Genomic DNA, 6,625 nt, shown 5'->3' with positions numbered 1-6,625 from the left:
AATTCGTCGGTGATCATCGTCGCGTCGCCGCCGGCCGCCAACAGCGCGGCGCGCGCCTGCGGCGGCGTCAACGCCTCGGCACAGGTGGAGAACACCGTGCCCAGCCAGGCCCCGGACGCGCCGGCCGCGAGCACCGCGGCCAGTCCCCGTGCCGATGCGATGCCGCCGGCGGCCAGCACCGGCACGTCGACCAGGTCGAGCACCTCGGTGAGCAGCGGCAGTGTCCCCATGCGTGGTTCGCCGTGGCCACCGCCCTCGGCGCCCCGGGCCACCAGCACGTCGACGCCCGCGTCGACCGCACGCAGCGCCGCGTCGACGGTGCCCACCTGGGTGGCGACCCGCACATCGGCCGCGTGTGCGGATGACACCCATTCCCAGTCGTCACCGAAGCTGACCGACAGCAGATCGGGGCGGGCCGCCAGCGCCACCTCGAAGAGCCCCGGCTGCGCGGCAATCACCCAGTGCACCAGGCCGATGCCGAACGGCAGGCCGAGGTCTCCCATCGTGCGCAGTTCGGCGCTCAGCTCCTCCGGCGTGGCCGAGCTGCCCATGCCGATCATTCCGAGCCCGCCCGCGCGGGACACCGCGGCGGCCAGCGCCCCGCCTGCCGCGCCACCCATCGGCGCGTTCACCACGGGCACCTGCAGGCCCGTTGCACGCGACCACGGTGTTGTCAGCGACACGGAGACACTACCGATCCGATGCGGCGCCGACGTCACCCACCACGGCGCACCGGTCGGTCACTGCCGCCGTCGCAGCCGTGAAAGCCCGGCCGCGCCAAGGGCTCCCACTGCCGCCGCGGCCAACGCGCCGGTGACCCCGACGCCCTCGCGGACCTGCACCCGGGTGGTGATCTGGGCGGGGTCGGGCGGGCTCACCGGCGCAATGGCCAGGTTGTCGGTGGACGTGGCGGCCCATGCGGTGGAGAACAGGATGAGCCGCGCGGTGACGTAGGCGAACACCATCAGCCCGAGCACCGGTCCGAACGTCGCGCCGGCGGGGCCGGTCAGCACCGACTTGAGGTAGAGCGACGCGACCTGCTTGAACAACTCGAAGGCGATCGCCGCGAGCAAGCCCGCGCGGACGCTGCTGCGGAACGTGAGCTTCTCCCTGGGCAGCCTGGCGATCATCCAGGTGAACAACAACCACGAGATGCCGAGTGCCACAAGCATCGAAACCACCCGCAGACCGACGCCCAGCCCGGGGATGCCCTCGATGCCGAGCCAGGCGAGCACTCGCGCGATCAGTCTCCGATCGCCCAGCGCGGTCAACGCCACGGTGACCACGATGGCCACAAAAGCCGAGAGCAACGCAAGCAGATCCGACACCTTGGTGCCGATGAAGTTGCCCTGCTCGCCGTGCTGTTGCCACATCGCGCTCAGTGCCTCGCGCAGGTTGGCCATCCACCCGATACCGGCCCACGCCGCGGTGGCCAGTCCGATGAGGCCCAGCGAGGTGCGCGACTCGATCGCCGTGTTCATCAGCTCGACCAGTTGCTGGCCGAGACTGCCGGACACCGTCTGCCTGATCCGGTCCTGAATACCGGCGAGCACGTCGGGCTGGCGGGACAGCACGAAGCCGGCGATGGAGAAGCCGAGCATCAGGAGTGGGAACAGTGCGAAGACCGTGAAATAGGTGATGCCGGCGGCGAAGAAGTTGCCCTTCGACTCCTGATAGCGGTCCTGCGCCCGCATCACGTGGTCGAACCAGCCGTAGCGCGCGCGCAGGCGGTCGAGGATGCCGGGCTTGGCCTCGTCGGTCATGCCAGCCAGCCTCCCGTGTACGCGCCCTCAGCGCGATCGCTTGAGGAAACCCAGACGGTCGTATACCCGCTCGAGCGTCGCCGCAGACACGTCCCTGGCCCGCTGGGCACCGGCGGCCAGCACCGCCTCGAGTTCGGTGGTGTCGCCGAGCAGTTCGTCGACCCGGTCCCGGATGGGGGTGACGTACTCGACCACCGCCTCGGCGGTGTCCTTCTTCAGGTCGCCGTATCCACGGCCCTGGTACTGCTCGACGAGCACGTCGATGTCGGTGCCCGTGACCGCCGACTGGATGGTCAGCAGATTGGACACTCCGGCCTTGGCCTCACGGTCGAACCGGATCTCGCGCTCGCTGTCGGTGACCGCCGACCGGATCCGCTTGGCCGTCACCTTGGGGTCGTCCAGCAGGCTGATCAGCCCGGCGGCGGTGGACGCCGACTTGCTCATCTTCGCCGTCGGCTCCTGCAGGTCGTAGATCTTGGCGGTGGTCTTGGCGATCAGCACGTCCGGGATGACGAAGGTGTCGGAGAACTGCGCGTTGAACCGCTGCGCCACGTCTCGCGCGAGTTCGAGATGCTGCCGCTGGTCCTCTCCGACCGGCACCAGGTCGGTGTCGTAGAGCAGCACGTCGGCGGCCATCAGCACCGGATAGGTGAACAGGCCGACCGTGGTGGCGTCCGAACCCTGCTTCTGCGACTTGTCCTTGAACTGCGTCATCCGCGAGGCCTGGCCGAACCCGGTGAAACATCCCAGCACCCAGGCCAATTCGGTGTGCGCGGGCACATGGCTCTGCACGAAGATCGTGCTGCGCGCCGGGTCGATGCCCAGCGCCAGGTACTGCGCCGCGGTCACCAGGGTGCGCCGCCGCAACGTCTCCGGGTCCTGCGGGACCGTGATCGCGTGCAGGTCGACCACGCAGAAGAACGCGTCGAAGTCGTCCTGCATGCCGACCCAGTGCTTCACCGCACCCAGCGCGTTACCCAGGTGCAGGGAGTCGGACGTGGGCTGCACGCCCGAGAAGACGACGCGCGGTTGCCGGGGCGGCATCTCGACAGGAGAATTCATGATGACCCGATCTTTTCATGGCCGGCCAACGGCTTTTCGCCGCCTGTCAGCTGTACTCGACGGTCACCGGCGCGTGGTCGGACCAGCGCAGCGCGTAGGCGTCTGCCCGCTCGACCCTGGCCGCCCGCGCCCTGGCCGCCAGCGGGCGGGTGGCCAGCTGGTAGTCGATCCGCCAGCCGGCGTCGTTGTCGAACGCCCGCCCGCGCCACGACCACCACGAGTACGGCCCCGCCACATCGGGGTGCAGCACCCGCACCACATCCACCCAGCCGGAATCGAGCAGCTCGGACAGCCACCGCCGCTCGCCGGGCAGGAAGCCGGACTTCTTGACGTTGCCACGCCAGTTCTTGATGTCGTTCTCGGTGTGGGCGATGTTCCAGTCGCCGCACACCACCGCCTCGCGGCCGTCGCGGCTCATCGCGGCCATCCGCTGCGCGAGCGCGGCCATGAACCGCTCCTTCTCCAGCTGCCGGTCGGTGCCCGCCTCACCGGTCTGCACGTAGACGCTGGCCACGGTCACCCCGGCCGTGTCGACCTCGATGTAGCGGCCGTGCTCGCCGAACTCGTCGGACTCCATCAGGCGCATCGCGGTGACCGGGTGCCGGGACAGCACCGCGACGCCGCTGCGGCCCTTGACGTGCGGGCTCGCCGCGGCCAGCCGCCACCCGTCGGCCACGGCGGGGGCCAGCGCCGCGGAGAGCTGGTCGTCGTCGGCGCGGGTCTCCTGCAGGCAGACCACGTCGGCGGCGGAGCCGGCCAGCCACGCGAGCAGACCGAGGTTCTCGGTCGAGCGCTGCCGCACCGCGGCGCGGATGCCGTTGACGTTGACGGTGCTCACGATCAGCCGGCTCACGGCGCCAGACCCTAACGGACAATCTTGCGGTACCGGCGGTATCACCTTACTGTCGGGCAGCATGACCGAACGCGCACCGATCCACCTCGGCACCGGCGAGCCGATGCTGCTGCTGCACCCGTTCATGATGTCGCAGAACGTGTGGAAGGGCGTTGCCCCGCGGATCGCCGACACCGGCCGCTACGAGGTGTTCGCGCCAACGATGCTCGGCCACAACGGCGTGTCGCGCGGGCCGTTCTTCCTGGACAGCGCCTCGCTGGCCGACGATGTCGAGCGCAGGATGGACGCGCTCGGCTGGGGCACCGCGCACGTCGTCGGCAATTCGCTGGGCGGCTGGGTGGCGTTCGAGCTCGAGCGGCGCGGCCGCGCCCGCACGCTCACCGGGATCGCGCCGGCCGGCGGGTGGAAGCACTTCACCCCCGCGAAGTTCGAGATCGTCGGCAAGTTCCTGGCCGGCCTGCCGCTGTGGGTGGCCACCCTGGTGCTCCGGCAACATGTGCTGAAACTGCCGGTCACCCGCTATCTGACTCACCTGCCGGTGAGCGGGACGCCCGACGGCCTGTCCGACGAGGACCTGGCCGAGATCATCGACGACGTCTCCCATTGCCCGGCCTACTACCAGCTGCTGGTCAAGTCGCTGACGTTGCCCGGCCTGCTGGAGATCGCCGAGGGCAAGACCCCGACACACCTGGTGATCTGCGAGAAGGACCGGGTGCTGCCTCATCCCCGGTTCACCCGGCACTTCACCGAGCATCTGCCCGAGGGCACCGAGGTGACCCACCTCGACGGCGTCGGACACATCCCGATGTTCGAAGCTCCCGATCGCATCGCCGAGGTGATCCTCGGCTTCGTCGACGGGCACGTCGGCAGGCAACGCGCCACCGGCTGATTCGTTCTCCGTCAGCGCGCGTCGCGCCGCCTGCCACCTGCCATGGTGGCAGCCGCGGCGCGGCGTGCGTTAAGCTTCTGATCGGTCATGAGCGCCAGCGTCAAGCCCCGGCTTGCTGGCCGGCAACCCTCCAACCGCGGGGGGGTGCCCCGGGAGACGACCAGGTTGAGTAGCCGACTGATCCCTTGATCCCGTCGGCCACACGGCAAGCGCGGGTCCGCAGGTACGGGCCCCCCGACAGACAGGGAGACCTGGAACCGCCATGAGCACACCCGAAATCATCGACGACCCGGCGGCACGCTGGTCGTTCGAGACCAAGCAGGTCCACGCCGGGCAGACGCCCGACAGCGCCACCAGCGCGCGGGCGTTGCCGATCTACCAGACGACGTCGTACACGTTCCGCGACACCGACCACGCGGCCGCGCTGTTCGGGCTGGCCGAGACCGGCAACATCTACACCCGCATCATGAACCCGACGCAGGACGTCGTCGAGCAGCGCATCGCCGCGCTGGAGGGCGGCGTGGCGGCGCTGTTCCTGTCCTCCGGCCAGGCCGCCGAGACGTTCGCGATCCTCAACATCGCCAACGCGGGCGATCACATCGTGTCCAGCCCGCGCCTGTACGGCGGCACCTACAACCTGTTCCACTACACGCTGCCCAAGCTCGGCATCGAGGTCAGCTTCGTGGCTGACCCCGACGACCTGGAGTCGTGGCGGGCGGCGGTGCGGCCGAACACCAAGGCCTTCTTCGCCGAGACCATCTCCAACCCGCAGATCGACATCCTCGACACCCCGGGCGTCTCCGCCGTCGCCCACGACGCCGGCGTGCCGCTGATCGTCGACAACACCATCGCCACGCCCTACCTGATCCAGCCGATCAGCCAGGGCGCCGACATCGTGGTGCACTCGGCCACCAAGTACCTGGGCGGGCACGGCAACGCGATCGCCGGTGTGATCGTCGACTCCGGCACCTTCGACTGGACCAACGGCAAGTTCCCCGGCTTCACGACCCCGGACCCCAGCTACCACGGCGTCGTCTTCGCCGAACTCGGGCCGCCGGCGTACGCGCTCAAGGCCCGGGTGCAGCTGCTGCGTGACCTCGGGTCGGCCGCCGCGCCGTTCAACGCGTTCCTGATCGCGCAGGGCCTGGAGACGCTGAGCCTGCGCGTCGAACGCCACGTCGCGAACGCACAGCGGGTGGCCGAGTACCTCGCCGGGCACGCCGACGTGCTGTCGGTGAACTACGCCGGGCTGCCGAGCTCGCCGTGGTACGACCTCGGAAAGCGCTTGGCGCCGAAGGGAACTGGCGCCGTGCTCGCCTTCGAACTGGCTGGTGGCGTCGACGCGGGCAAGGCCTTCGTCAACGCCCTGACGCTGCACAGTCATGTCGCCAACATCGGTGACGTCCGCTCGCTGGTGATCCACCCGGCGTCGACGACCCATGCCCAGCTGTCCCCGGAGGAACAACTCGCCTCCGGCGTGACGCCCGGCCTGGTGCGCCTGGCGGTCGGCATCGAGGGAATCGACGACATCCTGGCCGATCTGGAGCAGGGCTTCGCGGCGGCGAGGGCGGGCAAGTGACAATCTCTGACGTGCACATTGCGACGCTGCCCGCCGAAGGCGAGATCGGCGTGGTGGACATCGGTCCCCTGACGCTGGAGAGCGGCGTCGTGATCGACGACGTGTCCATCGCCGTACAGCGCTGGGGCGAGCTCTCGCCGAACCGCGACAACGTCGTGGTGGTGCTGCACGCGCTCACCGGCGATTCGCACATCACCGGCCCCGCCGGACCGGGGCATCCGACCCCCGGCTGGTGGGACGGCGTCGCCGGCCCGGGGGCCCCGATCGACACCGACCGCTGGTGCGCGATCTCGACGAACGTGCTCGGTGGCTGCCAGGGCTCCACCGGACCGTCGACGACCGCACCCGACGGCCGGCCCTGGGGTTCCCGGTTCCCCGCGATCACGGTGCGCGACCAGGTGGCGGCCGACGTCGCGGCGCTGGCCGCCCTCGGCATCACCGAGGTGGCCGCGGTGGTGGGCGGCTCCATGGGGGGCGCG

At 70.0% G+C, this 6,625-nt stretch carries 7 protein-coding genes and 1 riboswitch; of the genes, 3 read left to right on the top strand and 4 right to left on the bottom strand.

The features are described 5' to 3' along the window. The 4 genes from Q2100_RS24240 to Q2100_RS24225 all read right to left on the bottom strand — a co-directional run. On the bottom strand, positions 1-683 hold a 683-nt coding region (locus tag Q2100_RS24240; RefSeq protein ID WP_302916107.1), incomplete at its 3' end, for a nitronate monooxygenase. Positions 684-740: 57 nt separating this feature from the next. Then, positions 741-1,763, bottom strand: coding sequence for an inner membrane protein YhjD (yhjD, locus tag Q2100_RS24235; protein ID WP_302916106.1), 1,023 nt, complete (start codon positions 1,761-1,763; stop codon positions 741-743). A gap of 27 nt (positions 1,764-1,790) precedes the next feature. Then, entirely contained in the window at positions 1,791-2,825 is a 1,035-nt protein-coding gene (trpS, locus tag Q2100_RS24230; RefSeq protein ID WP_302471820.1) for a tryptophan--tRNA ligase, read from the bottom strand. A 46-nt stretch (positions 2,826-2,871) separates the two neighbouring features. Continuing rightward, positions 2,872-3,669, bottom strand: a complete 798-nt coding sequence (locus tag Q2100_RS24225) for an exodeoxyribonuclease III (RefSeq protein WP_302916108.1) — start codon at positions 3,667-3,669, stop codon at positions 2,872-2,874. Between the two features lie 70 nt (positions 3,670-3,739). Here Q2100_RS24225 and Q2100_RS24220 point away from each other — a divergent pair, with 70 nt between their 5' ends. The 3 genes from Q2100_RS24220 to Q2100_RS24210 form a co-directional block, all read left to right on the top strand. Continuing rightward, positions 3,740-4,567 carry an epoxide hydrolase EphH gene (locus Q2100_RS24220; protein ID WP_302916105.1) on the top strand — a complete coding sequence of 276 codons (828 nt, stop codon included), beginning with the start codon at positions 3,740-3,742 and terminating at the stop codon, positions 4,565-4,567. Between the two features lie 83 nt (positions 4,568-4,650). Further along, positions 4,651-4,785, top strand: a riboswitch (SAM riboswitch). Between the two features lie 44 nt (positions 4,786-4,829). Beyond that, positions 4,830-6,146, top strand: coding sequence for a bifunctional o-acetylhomoserine/o-acetylserine sulfhydrylase (locus Q2100_RS24215; protein ID WP_302916104.1), 1,317 nt, complete (start codon positions 4,830-4,832; stop codon positions 6,144-6,146). Then, the coding region (locus tag Q2100_RS24210; protein ID WP_302916103.1) for an alpha/beta fold hydrolase at positions 6,143-6,625 on the top strand (483 nt) is incomplete at its 3' end. The genes Q2100_RS24215 and Q2100_RS24210, both read left to right, overlap by 4 nt.

The sequence above is a fragment of the Mycolicibacterium arseniciresistens genome (genome assembly GCF_030519285.1).
GTDB classification, from domain to species: domain Bacteria; phylum Actinomycetota; class Actinomycetes; order Mycobacteriales; family Mycobacteriaceae; genus Mycobacterium; species Mycobacterium arseniciresistens.
The sequence above is the reverse complement of the archived record's forward strand: the minus strand, read 5'-3'. Positions and strand labels throughout refer to the sequence as shown.

Excerpts from the sequence above, each read along its gene's own strand:
- yhjD (WP_302916106.1), bottom strand. The coding sequence starts at position 1,763 with ATGACCGACGAGGCCAAGCCCGGCATCCTCGACCGCCTGCGCGCGCGC.
- trpS (WP_302471820.1), bottom strand. The coding sequence starts at position 2,825 with ATGAATTCTCCTGTCGAGATGCCGCCCCGGCAACCGCGCGTCGTCTTC.
- Q2100_RS24220 (WP_302916105.1), top strand. The coding sequence starts at position 3,740 with ATGACCGAACGCGCACCGATCCACCTCGGCACCGGCGAGCCGATGCTG.
- Q2100_RS24215 (WP_302916104.1), top strand. The coding sequence starts at position 4,830 with ATGAGCACACCCGAAATCATCGACGACCCGGCGGCACGCTGGTCGTTC.